The organism is Microbacterium sp. NPDC090014, assembly GCF_044748285.1.
Classification (GTDB): domain Bacteria; phylum Actinomycetota; class Actinomycetes; order Actinomycetales; family Microbacteriaceae; genus Microbacterium.
This window is the reverse complement of the sequence record NZ_JBIVFS010000002.1, coordinates 508311-524131: the sequence shown is the minus strand read 5'-3', so window position 1 is coordinate 524131 and position 15821 is coordinate 508311. Positions and strand designations below refer to the sequence as shown.

General features: G+C 70.2%; 10 protein-coding genes and 1 other RNA gene. 4 read left to right on the top strand and 7 right to left on the bottom strand.

The annotated features are described in order from the left end of the window. From ACIPV5_RS15915 to ffs, 7 genes are all read right to left on the bottom strand, one after another. Entirely contained in the window at positions 1-2505 is a 2505-nt protein-coding gene (locus tag ACIPV5_RS15915; RefSeq protein WP_056279834.1) for a glycoside hydrolase family 65 protein, read from the bottom strand. Next, positions 2502-3350, bottom strand: a complete 849-nt coding sequence (locus ACIPV5_RS15910; protein ID WP_400341846.1) for an HAD-IA family hydrolase — start codon at positions 3348-3350, stop codon at positions 2502-2504. The genes ACIPV5_RS15915 and ACIPV5_RS15910 overlap by 4 nt, the downstream gene beginning before the upstream one ends. 54 nt (positions 3351-3404) lie before the next feature. Continuing rightward, the gene (locus ACIPV5_RS15905) at positions 3405-4625 is read right to left on the bottom strand and encodes an acetate/propionate family kinase (protein ID WP_072591638.1); all 1221 of its coding nucleotides are present in this window, start codon (positions 4623-4625) and stop codon (positions 3405-3407) included. After that, positions 4622-6745 carry a phosphate acetyltransferase gene (gene pta / locus ACIPV5_RS15900; RefSeq protein ID WP_056279828.1) on the bottom strand — a complete coding sequence of 708 codons (2124 nt, stop codon included), beginning with the start codon at positions 6743-6745 and terminating at the stop codon, positions 4622-4624. Before pta ends, ACIPV5_RS15905 begins: the two co-directional genes overlap by 4 nt. 60 nt (positions 6746-6805) lie before the next feature. Next, positions 6806-7540 (bottom strand): hypothetical protein, encoded by a 735-nt coding sequence (locus tag ACIPV5_RS15895; protein WP_056279826.1) that lies wholly within the window; start codon positions 7538-7540, stop codon positions 6806-6808. After that, positions 7537-8154, bottom strand: coding sequence for a rhomboid family intramembrane serine protease (locus tag ACIPV5_RS15890; protein ID WP_230100382.1), 618 nt, complete (start codon positions 8152-8154; stop codon positions 7537-7539). Before ACIPV5_RS15890 ends, ACIPV5_RS15895 begins: the two co-directional genes overlap by 4 nt. 43 nt (positions 8155-8197) lie before the next feature. Next, positions 8198-8294: signal recognition particle sRNA small type (gene ffs, locus ACIPV5_RS15885), an RNA gene on the bottom strand. Positions 8295-8344: 50 nt separating this feature from the next. On the opposite strand from ffs, the gene ACIPV5_RS15880 reads away from it, so the two are divergent. From ACIPV5_RS15880 to ACIPV5_RS15865, 4 genes are all read left to right on the top strand, one after another. Beyond that, on the top strand, positions 8345-11254 hold the full coding sequence (locus ACIPV5_RS15880) for a hypothetical protein (RefSeq protein ID WP_400341843.1): 2910 nt from the start codon (positions 8345-8347) through the stop codon (positions 11252-11254). Between the two features lie 87 nt (positions 11255-11341). Further along, on the top strand, positions 11342-12331 hold the full coding sequence (locus ACIPV5_RS15875) for a MoxR family ATPase (protein WP_056279820.1): 990 nt from the start codon (positions 11342-11344) through the stop codon (positions 12329-12331). Between the two features lie 13 nt (positions 12332-12344). Beyond that, a complete protein-coding gene (locus tag ACIPV5_RS15870; RefSeq protein WP_400341841.1) occupies positions 12345-13556 on the top strand; it encodes a DUF58 domain-containing protein in 1212 nt (403 codons plus the stop codon). Beyond that, positions 13543-15798 (top strand): transglutaminaseTgpA domain-containing protein, encoded by a 2256-nt coding sequence (locus ACIPV5_RS15865; protein ID WP_400341839.1) that lies wholly within the window; start codon positions 13543-13545, stop codon positions 15796-15798. Before ACIPV5_RS15870 ends, ACIPV5_RS15865 begins: the two co-directional genes overlap by 14 nt. Positions 15799-15821: the final 23 nt, after the last annotated feature.

The following is a 15821-nucleotide window of genomic DNA, read 5'->3' as shown; positions in this document are numbered from 1 at the left end:
TCAGTCGATCGGCTCGATGATGGGGATGGCGGTCGTGATCACCGGGACGGATGCGGACAGCCGCGTGCCGTCCTCGCGCAGCGCGTCGGCGAACTGCCGCAGCGACGGGCGACCGGGGATGAGCGGTCCCTGATCCGCGAGTGGGACGACGACCTCCTGCTCGGTCGTGGCGATGTATGCCACATCGCGCACCGTGAACGGCACCGGGTCTCCGGAGAGCACTCGCACGCGCAGCTCACCCGTCGTGAGCGTGACCTGCAGAGAGGCCCCCTGCCACTGCAGCGGGTACGACAGCGACGGCCAGTCGGCGGGCAGCCGCGGGTCGAAGCTGAGCTCGCCGGCATAGTCGCGCATACCGCCGAAACCGCAGACGAGAGCGGTCCACACGCCTCCGGCCGACGCGACGTGCACACCGTCCGCCGCGTTGTGGTGCAGGTCGTGCAGGTCGACGAACAGCGACTGCCGGAAGTACTGCAGAGCGAGATCCTGGTAGCCCACCTCGGCGGCGAGGATCGACTGCACGACGGCCGACAGCGTCGAATCGCCCGTGGTCAGCGGGTCGTAGTAGTCGAAGTCGGCCTTCTTCTCCTCCGGCGTGAAGTGGTTGCCCTGCAGGAACAGCGCGAGCACGACATCCGCCTGCTTGAGCACCTGGAACCGGTAGATGACGAGCGGGTGGAAGTGCAGCAGCAGCGGTCGCTGCTCCTTCGGCGTGTGCGCCAGATCCCAGACCTCGCGCTCGAGGAACAGCGAGTCCTGCGGGTGGATGCCGAGCCGTTCGCTGAACGGGATGAACATCGCGTCGGCGGCGCGCTCCCACCCTTCCGCCTCGCCCTCGGCGAGTCCGGTGCGCTCGACGACCCGGGCGAACTCCTCGCCGTTGGCCTCCTGCGCCTCACGCACGACCTTCGCCGCGTAGCGCAGGTTGTAGCGCGCCATGACGTTCGTGTAGAGGTTGTCGTTGACGACGGTGGTGTACTCGTCAGGACCTGTCACACCGTGGATGTGGAAGGTCTCGATGCCGTCGTCGTCCTTCGTGTCGGCGACGAGGCGCGAGGTGCGCCAGAACCCGAGTGTCGCCCACAGTCGCGCCGTCTCGATCGCGATGTCGATGCCCTCACGCCGCAGGAAGTCGTCGTCGCCCGTCGCGCGCACGTACTTGCCGAGCGCGAAGCTGACGTCGGCGTTGATGTGGTACTGCGCCGTGCCGGCCGCGTAATAGGCGGAGGCCTCTTCGCCGTTGATCGTGCGCCACGGGAACAGCGCGCCCGCCTCGTTGAGCTGCGCGGCCCGTCGGCGAGCCGCCGGAAGCATGAGCACTCGCGCCCGGAGCGCGTTGCGCGCCCACTGCGGCGACGTGTAGGTGAGGAACGGGAGCACGTAGATCTCGGTGTCCCAGAAGTAGTGTCCGCTGTATCCCGACCCCGAGACGCCCTTCGCGGGCACGCCGGTTCCGTCGGCGCGGGCCGAGGCCTGTGCGAGCTGCAGGAGGCACCAGCGGGTCGCCTGCTGGATGTCGTCCTGTCCGCCGATCTGCACGTCGCTGCGAGCCCAGAAGGCAGCGAGCCACTCGGCCTGTCGATCGAACTGCGCCTGGACGCCCTCGACCGCGACGCGGTCGAGGGATCGACGGCAGCGGTCGACGAGCTCACGGGCCGGCACACCGCGGGAGGTGTGGTAGCTGACGAGCTTGGTGACCGTGATGGGCACGCCGGCCTTCGCCTGCACCCGGAACACGTTCTTCGAGATGTCCGCCTCGATGAGAGTGCGCGAGGTGTAGTCGTTCTCGGTCTCGATGATGTGGTCGGCGACCACTGCGACCGTCATGCCTGATGCCGCGACGCTGTAGGACAGCGCGGAGCGCAGTCCGTCCTGCCAGTACTCGCCGGGCTCGAGCACACGCTCGGCGATCTTCTCGGCCTTGCGCGGATCGAATCCGCCCTTGGCCTGGTTCGGGGTGCCCGCGTACACGCCGGCACCGTCCTGGCGGTTGATCATCTGGCAGCTGACGGTGACCGGGGCGTCGGCGTTCTCGACGACGACCTCGAGTCGCAGCACGGCGAGGTGGCGCTCCTCGAAGCTGACGATGCGCTCGTCGCGCATCCGCACGCGCTTGCCCGACGGGGTCTCCCACACCACGGTGCGCTCGAGCACGCCGGTGCGCATGTCGAGCGTGCGGCGGTACTCGCGCACGTCCGCCTCGTCGAACGAGATCGGCTCGTCATCGACATAGACGCGCATGACCTTGGCATCGGGGGCGTTGACGATCGTCTGCCCCACCTCGGCGAAGCCGTAGGCCTGCTCGGCGTGCCGGATCGGCCACGTCTCGTGCAGTCCGTTGATGAAGGTGCCGTGCTCGTGGGCGCCGCGCCCCTCGATGTGGTTGCCCCGGAGTCCGAGGTAGCCGTTGCCGACGGCGAACAGGGTCTCGGCGACCCCGTCTTCGGAGTAACGCGTCTCGATGAGGCGCCAGGGGTCTACGGGGAAGCGGTCGCGGTCGATCATGCGGTCTCCTCGTTATCGGAGCGGGGTGCCTGAGCGGCGGAGTCGGACGGCGCGGACTCGTCGGCCGCGGGGTCGAGGAACACGTCGAGATCGTCGACGACGACCGTCGCGCCGGCGGCGCGCAGCGCGTCGGCCCCGGTGCCGCGGTCGACGCCGACGACGGTGGCGAATCCGGCTGCGGCGGCAGAGGCCGCGCCCGAGGTCGCGTCCTCGACGGCGATGCTGCGGGCCGGGTCGACGCCCAGCGCCACGGCGCCGGCGCTGAACATGTCGGCGGCGGGCTTGGAGGCGAGGTTCTCGCGCTCTGCGACAACACCGTCGACCACGATGCGGAAGAACGAGCGGATGCCGGCGGCAGCCAGCACCTCTTCGGCGTTCTTGGAGCTCGAGACGACACCGAGCGGGATGCCGGCGGCGGAGAGCTTCTCGACGAGCGCGAGCGATCCGGGGAACGGCGCGATGCCCTCGCCACGCAGGGACTCGGCGAACGCGGCGTTCTTGCGGTTGCCGATGCCGCAGATCGTCTCGGCCTCGGGCGGGTCGTCGACCGCACCCCAGGGGATCTCGACGTTGCGGCTGCGCAGCAGACTGGCCACGCCGTCATAGCGCTTCTTGCCGTCGACGTAGTCGAAGTAGTCGGCATCCGAATACGGAGGAGTGATGCCCCAGCGCTCGAACACGTCGTCGAAGACGACCTTCCACGCGCGCATGTGCACTTCGGCGGTCGGCGTCAGCACGCCGTCGAGATCGAACAGGACGCCTTCGGCGCGGAGCGGATCGGGCAGGGCTTCGGGCACAGCAGCCTCCAGGAGAAGGACGAGGGTTCCGGCACCTCTCCGTGCCACTGTGCAAGCGTAGTGCGGCTCGGCACCGAGCGGTAACCCCCGAGGGCGTATCGGTCAGAGCAGACGGAACGTCTGCCGGGCGATCTCGAGCTCTTCGTTCGTGGGCACCACGAGCACAGCGACTCTGGACGCGTCCGTCGAGATCCGCCGGACTCCGCGCTGGCGTGCGGCATTGCGCCCGTGATCGATCTCCACGCCGGCGAATCCGAGCGTCGCCATCGCCTCCGCGCGCACGGCCGCTGCGTTCTCGCCGACCCCCGCGGTGAAGGAGATCACGTCGACTCCGCCGAGTTGCGCGATGTAGGACCCCGCATACGCCCTGAGCCGGTGGATGTAGACGTCGAACGCGAGCGTCGCCGCCGCATCTCCCGCTTCCCTGCCCGCGAGGATGTCGCGCATGTCGCTGCGCCCTGCGAGGCCTTTGAGCCCACTGCGCGTGTTGAGGAGCGCATCGAGATCGTCGATCGAGTACCCGGCTCGACGCGAGAGGTGCACGAGGGCCGCAGGATCGAGATCGCCGGACCGGGTCCCCATGACGAGCCCCTCGAGCGGAGTGAGCCCCATCGAGGTCTCCACCGATCGGCCACCCTCGATCGCGGTCACCGAGGCGCCGTTGCCGAGATGGAAGACGAGCTGGCGGAGTGTGCCCAGGTCGCGCCCGAGGAACGCGGCGGCCGACTCGCTCACGAACTGGTGGCTGGTGCCGTGGAATCCGTATCGGCGCACCCGGTGCTCCGCGGCGAGCTCTGCGTCGATCGCATAGGTGTAGGCGGCCGGAGGCAGTGTCTGATGGAACGCCGTGTCGAACACGGCGACGTGCGGGACGCCGGAGAACACCGCCCTCGCCGCGACGATCCCGGCGAGGTTCGCGGGGTTGTGCAGCGGGGCGAGCACCGAGAGCTCCTCGATCTGCTCCTCGACGTTCGGCGTGACGAGGGTCGGTGCGTAGAACCGTGCCCCGCCGTGCACCACCCGGTGTCCGACTGCGACGGGGGGATGCTCGTCGAGCAGCGGACCGTGCTCGGCGAACTGGTCGAGCATCACCGTGAACGCGGCATCGTGATCGGCTACGGGCTGCTCGGAGTCGTACGAGGCGTCGAGCATCGTGACGACGGCATCCCCTCCGGCATCCGGACGCACCGTGTGGCGGACGGCGCTGAGGTCCTGTCCGATCCGGTCGATGAGTCCCGTCGCGAGCTCGTTCTCGTTCTCGATGTCGATCAGGCTGTACTTGAGCGACGAGGAACCGCTGTTGATGACGAGGATCGCGCTCATGCGGTCGCTCCTTCGGACTGCGCCTGGATCGCCGTGATCGCGACGGTGTTGACGATGTCGTCGACCAGGGCACCGCGCGAGAGGTCGTTGATCGGCTTGTTGAGACCCTGCAGCACGGGGCCGATCGCGACGGCACCCGCCGATCGCTGCACCGCCTTGTACGTGTTGTTACCGGTGTTCAGGTCGGGGAAGACGAAGACGGTCGCCCGCCCTGCCACCGCCGAGTCGGGGAGCTTCGCCTTCGCCACCGCCGCGTCGGCCGCGGCGTCGTACTGGATCGGGCCTTCGACGAGCAGCTCGGGTGCGCGCTCGTGCACGAGTGCGGTCGCGGCTCTGACCTTGTCGACGTCGGCGCCCGAGCCGGACTCCCCCGTCGAGTACGACAGCATCGCGATGCGCGGCTCGATGCCGAACTGCTGTGCGGTCGCTGCCGACGAGATCGCGATGTCGGCCAGCTGCTCGCTCGTCGGATCCGGGATCACCGCGCAGTCGCCGTAGACGAGCACCCGGTCGGCGAGCGCCATGAGGAAGACGCTCGACACGACGGTGACGCCCGGCTTGGTCTTGATGATCTCGAACGACGGGCGGATCGTGTGCGCCGTCGTGTGCGCGGCACCCGAGACCATGCCGTCCGCGAGGCCCAGGTGGACCATCATCGTGCCGAAGTACGACACGTCGGTGACCGTGTCGGCGGCCTGGGCCAGCGTGATGCCCTTGTGCGCCCGCAGCCGCGCGTACTCGGCCGCGAAGCGCTCGACCATCTCGGGATCGTTCGGGCTGATCACCTGGGCCGCCGATATGTCGACGCCCAGCTCGACCGCCCGAGCCCTGACCGCCGACTCGTCGCCGAGGATCGTGAGATCCGCGACCTCCCGGGCCAACAGGGTCGCCGCCGCTCGGAGGATGCGGTCGTCATCGCCCTCCGGCAGCACGATACGTCGACGGTCGGAGCGTGCTCGCTCGATGAGGCCGTACTCGAACATCAGCGGAGTCACGACGCGCGACTCCGCGAGACCCAGCTGAGTGGTGAGCTCGGCGATGTCGACGTGGGTCTGGAAGAGCCCCAGCGCCCGGTCGTAGCGGCCCCGCGACTCGGGCGAGATGCGGCCACGGGCCCCCATCACGCGCACCGCGGTGTCGTAGGTGCCGAGGTCGGTCGCGATGATCGGCACGGTCGAGGTGAAGCCGTCGAGCAGCTGGACGATCGGCTCGGGAAGCGGGAAGGGGCCGTTCAGGATGATGCCGGCGACTCGGGGGAACGTGCCGGACGCATCCGCGAGCAGCGTCGCGAGCAGCACTTCGGTGCGGTCGGCGGGGATCACCACGACCGACTCCTCCGTGAGCCGGGGAAGCACGTTCACCATCGACATGCCCGCGACGACGATCGTCAGCGCCTCGCGTGCGAGACGGTCGCGGTCACCCTTGATGAGCCGGCCGTCGACCGCGGCGAGGATGCCGTCGATCGACGGTGCCACCAGGGTGCGGTCCTCGGGGATCGCCCACACCGGCGTGGTCTTCTGCGGGCGCACCGCCGCGACGGCCTGTTCGATGTCGTCGAGCCGATCGGGGTCGGCCCGGTTCACGATGATCGCGAACAGCTCCGCACGCTCGACCTCGAGTTCGGCGAGCGCGAGCGCCCCGATCTGTCCGACCGCGGCGGGAGTGCGGGCGGTGGTCGTGCCCAGCTGCTCGGCCTGCCGCTGCTGATCGCGACCGCTGAGCACGAGCAGCACGGGCGCCGCCAGGTTCGCGGCGATCCGGGCGTTGTACCCCAGCTCTGCGGGGCTGGCGACATCGGTGTAGTCGCTGCCGATGATGACGACCGCGTCGCACTGGGCTTCGACCGCCTTGAACCGGGCGACGATGGTCGACAGCGCCCGGTCGGGGTCGTCTCGCACATCGTCGTAGGTCACGCCGATGCAGTCCTCGTAGTCGAGGTGCACCCCGTCGTGTGCGAGCAGCAGCTCGAGCACGTCGTCGCGCTCGGTCACCGACCGGGCGATCGGGCGGAAGACGCCGACCCGCGGGGTGACGCGCATGAGCGCGTCGAGCACGCCGAGGGCGATGGTCGACTTACCGGTATGGCCTTCGGCCGAGGTGATGTAGATGCTCTGCGCCACAGTCCCACCCTAGGTGCACGACCTCATGATCTCGCTGGGTTGACAGCCGTGCGAAACAGCTCAGCAGGGCGTCGAGAGCGCATCGACCACGGCTGCGGCGTCAGAGGCGTAGCGCGTGTAATAGGTGGGGTCGAGGTTGATCTGCACCCGGTGGATCGCGAGCGACGGATCCATCGACTGCCAGTCGGGGACTCTCGCGAGGCGCTCGTAGAACAGCGTCGCGGCGGTCGCCGGGTCCATGCGCTGCTCGGCCGAACCCCACCAGTGCTGCTGTTGGAAGAGTCCGATGCTCGTCGTCCGGCTGCCGTCGGGGTTCGTGAACCCGCTCGTCTCCCAGTCGCCGTAGTCGATGTTGTTCAGGCTGCTCTCGCCCATCGCCGTCATGACGCCCAGGATCTGCCCGTCTCGACCGAAGCCGAGCGCGGTCGCCGTCTGCATGATGGTCGCGGCGTTCTCGAGCTGCTCCCCCTGCCAGCCCGCGACACCCGCCTCCGGGAACGTGGTCGGATCGGAGATGCAGATCGCCAGCGGCTTCTCGTGGGCGAGTCCCAGCGGGATCAGCACCGCGGCGAGCGCGACCACGATCACCGCCGCCGCAGAGAGTGCGACGCGTCGCAGCACCTTCGCCCGCCGCATCCGCCGCTGCGCTCGACGTCGCGGCGACGCGCGGTGCGTGCGTGCGCGCTGCCGACTCGCCGTCTTGCCGTCGGTCGCCTTGCGGGCGCCTGCCTTCCTGCGAGCCGCCGTCTTCCTCGTCGACGGCGTCTTCCTCGTGGTCGCGCCCCGAGAGCTCATACGCTGCGGGTCTCGCGTCCGCCTCTGCCGACGAACGCGGCGAGGCCGCCCCCGATCGCACCGAACAGATGCGCCTGCCACGAGATGCCCTCGCGAACGCCGACGACGCCGGCGAGCATCGAGCCGCCGTAGAGTCCGATCACGATGAGCGCGACGATCGCATAGAGCACGCGATGAGCGACTCGTCCCGGCGCGAAGACCCGCATCACGGTGTATCCGAAGTATCCGAAGACGAGTCCTGATGCCCCGACGGTCAATGCTCCTGGCGCGTTCACGAGCCAGGTGCCGAGGCCGCCGACCACGGCGGCGAATGCGGTGACGGTCCAGAACCTGCGGGTGCCCTCGACAGCGACGAGGCTGCCGAGCACGAGAAGCGGCACGGTGTTGCCGATCAGGTGCGCCCAATCCGCGTGCAGGAGAGGCCCGACCACGATGCCCCCGAGCCCCGAGAGGTCCCAGGACCGAAGACCGAAGCCCGTGAAGGACCCGGGGAGGATCGCGTCGACGAGCTGCACGAGCCACATCAGGGCGACGAGCAGCAGAGGCGCCGCGAAACGGCCGAGAGCGCTGGAGCGCGGGGAGTCGGCGGTGCGGGTCACATCTGGCCTTGTCACGTCACGATCCTGTCAGGACTGCCCCGGAGGACCCTGACAAAAAGAAAGTGACCCTCCGCGCACCCAGCAGAGCCCGGTTACCCTTGCTGCGTTTCCGCCCTGGGGGAATTGGCCTGGATGCCGCCACGCGGAGAGCCGTCGACAAGTCTAGCCGATGTCTGCCCCTGCTCTTTGACAGACTGGGCAGGTCATGGATCCCGTCGCCGCCCCTCCCCTGTCGGCGTGGCATTTTCCGGGAACGCTGCGCACCTACCAGGCCGAGGTCCTCGACCGGATCCCTCCGGGAGGCGCAGCCCCGCTGCACATCGTCGCCCCGCCAGGCTCCGGGAAGACGCTGCTGGGCCTGCTGCTCGCCGCACGCGAAGGTCACCGCACTCTCGTGCTGTCGCCGACGGTGACCATCCGCCATCAGTGGGTGCGCACCGCGTCGGAGCTGGCGCCGGACGCGGCGGCCGTCTCGGATGATCCCGAGCGTCTCGGCGACCTGACGGTGCTCACCTATCAGCTGCTCAGCGTGACGGGAGACGGCTCACCCTTCGACGACCTCGCCAGGGCGATCTGGACGGAGGAACTCGTCGCGAGCGGCCGCACCGAGGCGGATGCCGCGACATGGCTCGCCGAGCTGGCGGTCGACAACCCCGCCCGCCACCGCTCCGGCATCCGCAGTCGTGCGCGCCGACTGCGTTCGCGTTTCACCCGCCAGCGCCCTTCGGAGCTCGCTCGCGTGCTGCACCCGAACGCCGTCGCGCTCATCGACCGACTCGTCGAGGCGGGGGTGCGCACGGTCGTGCTCGACGAGTGCCATCATCTGCTCGACCACTGGGCGATCGTGGTGGCCTATCTGGTCGCCCGCATCCGAGAGAGCGGCGCGGAGCCGACGCTGATCGGCCTCACCGCGACCCTGCCGTCGCCCGACGACGAGACCGAGTACGAGAACTACAGCCACCTGCTCGGCGAGGTCGACTACGAGGTGCCGACACCGGCGGTGGTCAAGGAGGGCCACCTGGCTCCGTATCGCGATCACGTGATGTTCACCGAGCCCCTGCCCGCAGAGGCCGCGTTCATCCGACGGCACGAATCGCTGCTGCACGACCTGATCACGCAGGTGCTGTCGACCCCCGACGCGCTGTCGTACCTCGAGCATCACCTCCAACCCGCAGAGCCGCAGGACGCCTCTCTCGCCGAGACTCCGCTCGCCCGCCTCGACCGGGCCTTCGCGACGGACTTCGCCCTCACCCGGTCATGCGCTCTCGTGCTGCGCGAGGTCTCTCCGCAGCATCCGCTCATCGCCTCCATCCCGCCGGCCCTGCTCGACCGATGCACGACCGACGACCTGCTGACGGTCCTGTCACGGTTCGCCCAGGCACGGCTGCTCTCGGATCCCCCTGCCGTGCGCCAGTGGGAGTACGTGCGGCGCTCGCTCGCGGACTTCGGGTACGCGCTGACCGACCGGGGTATCCGACGCGGCCGCAACCCGATCGAGACCACTCTGGCGTTCTCCGCCGCCAAGGACCACGCGGCCGTCGAGATCCTCCAGCGAGAACTCGCCGGCGCCGACGGCGATCGGATCCGCGCGGTCGTCGTGACCGATTTCGTCGAGCACGGCAACAGCCGCGGTCTGGCCGGTGACGCACCCGCCGGGGCGCTCCGCACGTTCGGCCTCCTCGCCGTCGACGCTGTCACCTCCCGACTGCGCCCCGTGCTGCTGACCTCGCAGCACCTGCGTGTCCGCGCCGACGACGCCGCCGACATCGCGGTCGCGCTCGGCGAACTGCTCGGCGAGCCGGTCGGCATCACGGAGGGCATCGGTCCCGTGCGCGACCTGCAGATGCGCGCCGCCGGAAGCGGACGAGTCGTCGCGGCCGTGTCCGAGCTGATCCGCCGAGGCGATGTGCGCCTGCTCGTCGGCACCCGAGGGCTGCTCGGCGAAGGCTGGGACTGCCCGTCGGTGAACACCCTCGTCGATCTCACGACCGTGGCCACCTCATCGGGCACCCAGCAGCTGCGGGGGCGCACCCTGAGGCTCGATCCGGCATGGCCCGAGAAGGTCGCGCACAACTGGTCGGTCGTCTGCCTGATCCCGTCGCACGTCGACCTCGACGATGCGTCCGAGTCCCTGCGACTCCGTCGTCGGCATTCGCATCTGTGGGGGCTGAGCGCCGAGGGCGACGGCCGGATCGTCAGCGGACTGGGTCATGCACTCACCCCACCCGCCGTCGAGGCGTGGACTCGTGTGCTCGACAAGGACCCGTCGACGACGATCGCGGATCTCGGCGCCCTCGTGCGCGCGCAGTGGCCCTCTCGGAGTCGGACGAGGGAGGAGTGGCGGATCGGCGAGCCGTACCGTGCCCACGAACGGGAGACGGTGTCGATCCGTCGGACGACCCGCGCCCCACTGCTTCGCGCCGCGCAGACGGCGAGGGCGGGAGCGGTCGGCGGCTTCCTCGCCGGCGCCGCGACGACAGGCGTGCTCGTCACCGTGCTCGCGCTCTTCGGGGTCTCCTTCGCCCCTGCCTTCGGGGTCGCGCTCGCGCTGATCGGGGGCGCTGTCGCTGCGACGGCATCCCCTGTGCGCATGCTCGTCCGCTCTCTGCGCGATCGCTCGAGGCCGGCCGAGATCTACCGAGCCGCGGCGGTCGCCGTCGCCCACACGCTGGAGGAGGCAGGACGCGTCGGGCGGATCGACGAGTCAGCGATCACTGCGCGTCCGGACGACGCCGACCCCACCCGCATCCGCATCGAGCTCGGCGGCTCCGTCTCGGACGCACGCGTGATCGCCGATGCCGTCGAGGAGCTCTTCGCACCGGTGCGCACACCCCGGTTCCTGCTGCGCATCGACGCGGCCGGGCTGCCGCGGGTCCGGGTGCTCGAACGCCTCGCCGACCGCCTCTCCCCCGGACGCACGCTTCTCGCAGTGCCTCGCCTGATCGCCCGGCGGCGCGGAGACGCCGAGCGCTTCTGCGACCATTGGCGGGCCCTGACCGGCACGTGCTCACTGCACGAGCTGAGCGGGGTGCAGGGACTCGCCCTGCTGCGTGTCGCGCGCAGCGCCGACAGCCGGGTGGACCCCGCAGAACCCCGGGCTCGTGTCTGGGGCTGATGCCCGACGCCGGTTCTCACCCCAACCGTAGGCAGCCGGGTTACGATCGGTTCACGCGCACCGCAGCGCCCACGCGAGAGGGAACGCATGCCAGAGAACCCGCCCCTGATCCCGGCCGTTGTCGACGCCGAGCAGTTCGCCGCGCAGACGTCTGCCATCGTCGAGTCCGTCGGACGGGTGATCGACGGCAAGCCGGATGCCGTGCGGAGCGCGCTCGTGTGCCTGCTCGCCGAGGGACACCTGCTGATCGAGGACGTGCCAGGCGTCGGCAAGACGATGCTGGCACGCGCGCTGGCCGCGAGCGTGGATGCGACCGTCCGCCGCATCCAGTTCACTCCCGACCTCCTCCCCGGCGATGTGACGGGCGTGAGCGTCTACAACCCCGTCGATCGCGAGTTCGAGTTCAAACGCGGCGCCGTGTTCGCGCACATCGTGATCGCCGACGAGATCAACCGCTCGTCGCCCAAGACGCAGTCGGCGCTGCTCGAGGCCATGGAGGAGGGGCAGGTGACGGTCGACGGGTCGACCCACATGCTGCCCGATCCGTTCCTGGTCGTCGCGACCCAGAATCCGCTCGAGATGGAGGGGACCTATGCGCTCCCCGAAGCACAGCGCGACCGCTTCATGATGCGCATCTCGATGGGCTACCCGGATGCGGCGGCCGAGGCGCTCATGCTGCGACAGCGAGACACCGTGAACCCGCTCGCCGCGGTGCGAGCGGTCGCCGACGCGGCGTCGATCTCGGGACTGATCGCCTGGGCGCGCTCCGTGCATGTCGCGCCGGCGCTCGAGGAGTACACGGTCGCTCTGGCGCAGGCCACCCGAGCCGACCCGAACCTGCACCTGGGTGCGAGCCCGAGGGCGACGCTTCAGCTGATCCGCGCCGCGAAGGTGTGGGCGGCACTCGACGGACGCGACTTCGTGATCCCGGACGACGTGACCGCGCTGATCGTCCCGGTCTTCGCCCACCGACTCCTTCCCGCCCGCGGCGCGCACCGCGCCGGAGCCCAGCCGGTCGAGGCGGCTCTGCGGCAGATCGTCGAGCGCGTGCGGGTGCCCGTGACCGCGCGCTCCTGACCCGCCGCTCGCCATGCCTCGCCGTCGAACCCTCACCCTGCGGGGAACGGGTGCGCTCCTCTCCGGTCTCGGCTGCCTGATCGCGGCGAACATGCTGGGCGCGCCGATCCTCCTCTACATCGGCATCCTCCTTCTCGTGCTCACCGTCTTCTCGGTTCTCGTCGTGCGACTGCCGCGGCGCACGGGCACCGTCACGCGGCAGGTCTCGACCGACCTGCTGACCGTGTCGGAGACCTCGCGAGTGACCCTGCGCTTCACCCTGCGGGCCCTGCGCGTTCCCCGCGGCCTCTGGCGCGACGTGCTGCCGCCCGCGGTGAGCGGCGACTCGGCGGGCGAGTACCCGTCCGAGACGGGGCAGCTGACCTATCTGATCACCGGCGTCCGTCGCGGCGTGTGGCCGATCGGCCCACTGGTGGTGCGCACCGTCGACCCGTTCGGTCTCGCCCAGCGCGAGCAGGCGTTCGGCGAGACGCGCACGGTCACCGTCGTCCCGGAGGTGTTCACGCTCGCGCCGCTGACCGTCAAGGTCGGGGCCGCCGGCGGGACCGCGCACACGTCCTCGAGCCGGCTCGGGCAGGGCAGCGACAATCTCTCGCCGCGCCGCTACATCCCGGGCGACTCGATGCGCCGCATCCATTGGCGGGCGACCGCGCATCGCGGACAGCTGATGGTGCGGCAGGAAGAGGAGGAGTCCAGCCCCGACGCTCTCGTGATCCTCGACCGCAGCGCCGCACGCTGGGCGCGCCCGGGTGATGCCGAGGACCCCGCTTTCGAGACCGCGGTGTCGATGTGCGCCTCCGTCGCCGTGCACCTCGTGCAGGAGGGATACGGCGTCGATGTGATCGACAGCGGCGGGACTCTGCTGGGCACGCTGCGCGGCCACGAAGACGATCGGGACGGCCTTCTCGTCGCCCTCGCGCTGGTCGGCCCGCGCGGCGAGCCCCGCGACCTTGCGACTCTGGTCGGTGGCACACCTCCGGGTCCGCTCGTCTACATCACAGGCGAGATCGACGACGAGGATGCCGCCCTGCTGCGCCCGTCCGGAGCGGCAGCGCCGATGCTGTTCGCGACCGCACCGGGCACCGGCGTCGTCGCGGCGGCCGAGCGGAACGGCTGGCGCTTCGCGAGACTCGGCGACGACATCGCAGAGGCGTGGGAGAACGTGCTGCCCGACCGCATCGGCGGCACCGCGGACCACCGGGGAGCGACCGATGTCCCGAGCTGAACGACAGGCCGAACGCGGATCCCGCCTGTCGTGGCACCGCGAGCACGAGCTGCCCGTCGGCACCGTCCTGCCGTCGGTGCTGGCTGCGGCGGCGGGGCTCGTCGCGATGTGGCCGTTCACCTCGGTCATCGAACCCGGCAGCTGGTCGTTCGCGGTCCTCGCCGTGATCGTCGTCACGGCGCTCACGGGCATGACGTGTCGCACGCTGATGCGCGGCCGTCCGGCCTGGGCACGCGACCTCGTCACGATCGCCGTCCAGATCCTGGTGGTGATGGGCACCGTCATCCTGCTCGTCGCGGGCGACACCGCGGTGTTCGGCGTCGTGCCCACCGAAGCGACTTTCTACACCTTCCAGGCTCTCGCAGCCGCTGCCTGGGAGGAGATCGCGTTCGGTTCGGCCCCGCTCGCCGCATCACCGGGGCTCCAGGCGGTGATGGGCCTGGGGTTCGGCGTCGTCGCCATCCTGCTCGACCAGCTCGTCGCCCAGCGCGGCGCGATCCTCGCCAGCCTCCTCACCGCCGTCGTCGGATCCATGCCGATGATCGCCACTCTCGGGGGTGTGAACGTCGTCTGGTTCGTGCTGCTCGGCATCCTGATCCTCGTGCTGCTGCGGTACACGGCGGCGCAGAATCCCGATTCGCCGCGGCGGACATCCGTGGCGGTCGCCGCCGGCGTCGGCGTCGCTGCGCTCGCGGCGACGGTGATCGTCGCACCGGTGCTGCCGGTCTCGGCCACTCTCACGGGCACAGGTACGGGGGTCACCGTCGATGCGTCGCTGCGCCTCGGCGATGACCTGCGACAGCCGAACCCTGTCGAGGTGCTCACGTTGGCGACGACGGCGGACACCGCGCCCTACCTGCGACTCACGACGCTGTCGTCGTTCGACGGGCGCGTGTGGGAGCCCGATCGCGGCGACCTGCAGGCGCAGAGCGAGGGATTCGGCCCCGACGAGTGGGCGGACGACATCGAGACGACCGACCAGAACACCTCCATCCGCGTGATCCGGATGTCGAGTTCATGGCTCCCCGTGCCGTACCCCGCGACCGGCGTGCAGGGACTTTCCGCCGCCTGGCGGGTGAGCCCCGAGAACCGCACTCTCGCGTCTCGCAACGGGGATGCCGTCGGCAACGACTACACGGTGCGGTCGCTCGACGTCTCACCGACTCTCGAGCAGATCCGCGCGCTTCCCGCCGCTTCGCCGATCGTCGACCCCGATGCCGAGCCGGTCGACCTGCCGGACGTGATCGGCGAGACGGCGGCCGAGGTCACGGCGGACGCCACGAACGACTACGACCGCTTGGTCGCGCTCCAGTCGTGGTTCCGGAGCCAGTTCGCCTACTCTCTCGAGACCCCTGTCGATGAGGGCTTTGACGGCACCGGAGCCGATGCGGTCGCCGAGTTCCTCGAGGTGCGGTCGGGATACTGCATCCACTTCGCCGGGGCGTTCGCGCTCATGGCGGAGAGCCTCGACATGGAGGTGCGCATCGTCGTCGGGTACCTCCCCGGGGCGCTGACCGAGACGACGCGCGGCGATGAGGCGGTGTACTCGGTCTCGAGCGACCAGTTGCACTCATGGCCCGAGGTCCTCTTCCCCGGCGTGGGCTGGGTCCCGTTCGAACCGACGGCGTCTCTCGGGGTTCCGACGGCCTTCAGCGCCGCGGCGACGACGGGCGGGGGGACGGGCGGCGCCGCGACGCCCGCTCCGACGGCGGCTCCCAGCACCGAGCAGACCTCGGGACCGGAGCTCGAGCGTGAGGATGCCGGCGACAACGCCGGCGCGACCGGGGAGCGTCGTCAGCTCGACCCCACTCCCGTCGTGCTGACGACGCTCGGGGTGCTGGTGGTGCTGCTGATTCCCGCATTCGCTCGTCTCGCGGTGCGGTTCGCGCGGCGCGGGCGCGCGCGGGACGGTGACGCCGGAGCCGCGTGGGCCGAGCTGCGGGCGACGATGCAGGATCTGCGCGTACCCCTGTCGGACGCCGAGACCCCTCGTATGCGCGGCGATGACCTCGTGAGAGACAGCGGCGTGAATGCCGACGCCGTCAGAGTGCTCGTCGCCGCAGTCGAGCAGGCGAGCTATGCGCGCCCCTCGGCGAGCGCGGCCCGAGATCTCGACGCCGCTCTGATCGATGTGACGGCTCAACTGCGCCGCAGCGTCGATCGCTGGACGAGGGTGCACGCGTTCCTGCTGCCGCGATCGCTCTTCGTCAGCCGCCGCACCGACGTGCCGCTGCTCGTCTGAGTAGTACCGCGACTGCCGAAGGT

Coding starts and splice junctions, on each gene's coding strand:
- ACIPV5_RS15915 (WP_056279834.1), bottom strand. CDS start 2,505: ATGATCGACCGCGACCGCTTCCCCGTAGACCCCTGGCGCCTCATCGAG.
- ACIPV5_RS15905 (WP_072591638.1), bottom strand. CDS start 4,625: ATGAGCGCGATCCTCGTCATCAACAGCGGTTCCTCGTCGCTCAAGTAC.
- ACIPV5_RS15895 (WP_056279826.1), bottom strand. CDS start 7,540: ATGAGCTCTCGGGGCGCGACCACGAGGAAGACGCCGTCGACGAGGAAG.
- ACIPV5_RS15880 (WP_400341843.1), top strand. CDS start 8,345: ATGGATCCCGTCGCCGCCCCTCCCCTGTCGGCGTGGCATTTTCCGGGA.
- ACIPV5_RS15875 (WP_056279820.1), top strand. CDS start 11,342: ATGCCAGAGAACCCGCCCCTGATCCCGGCCGTTGTCGACGCCGAGCAG.
- ACIPV5_RS15870 (WP_400341841.1), top strand. CDS start 12,345: ATGCCTCGCCGTCGAACCCTCACCCTGCGGGGAACGGGTGCGCTCCTC.
- ACIPV5_RS15865 (WP_400341839.1), top strand. CDS start 13,543: ATGTCCCGAGCTGAACGACAGGCCGAACGCGGATCCCGCCTGTCGTGG.